Here is a 569-nt window from a genome sequence, read left to right as displayed (position 1 = left end):
GACAGATGGTTGGCAATGGCTGATCGCGGAGTCGCTGATCAGGAACTTTTTCTCCGCAATCCGGGACGGCGCTATCCGCTTCAGCGTCATCTCACCACTCGAGCAGAACATCGAGATCGACGCTACAACGGTTTTCGATCTCTTCAAGAATCCTCTCATCCACGCCGCAGCGGAGAGCACAGGAACTTCGGACGACCTGGCATTCAGTGCAGCGATGCTCGACGCACTCTGCTCGGATGCTTCTTCGGTAGACAAGTACGAAGCCCCCGATTCCGGGAATTTCACGCTGACTCTGCTTCAGCACGAAGGGCTTCCACGGCGGGTCGGAATTCTACGAAACGGGATGTACATTGCTGACAACCTCAGTCACTTTGGGCACCCACTTCGTCGTTTCTCGCTGTCGAGAGACTTTGTCGCGGTCCTTCAGCCGGACGATCGCGATACGAGCGCCCGTGTTCGCGACATGGAGAATCCGCGCCACGACGAGATCTCCGCCGACCGCATTGATGACGAAAGGCTTCGCAAGAAGCTCAAGGCCGCGTTCAAGAAGGTCGGGAACTGGATACGCC

1 protein-coding gene is annotated in these 569 nt (G+C 57.1%); it reads left to right on the top strand.

Annotation, left to right across the window (positions count from 1 at the left end):
- A partial coding sequence (locus ACXJKJ_RS31595) for a hypothetical protein (protein WP_457395638.1) occupies positions 1–569 on the top strand: 569 nt, incomplete at both ends.

The sequence above is a fragment of the Roseateles sp. P5_E1 genome, assembly GCF_054049335.1.
This window is presented reverse-complemented; position numbering and strand designations above follow the sequence as displayed.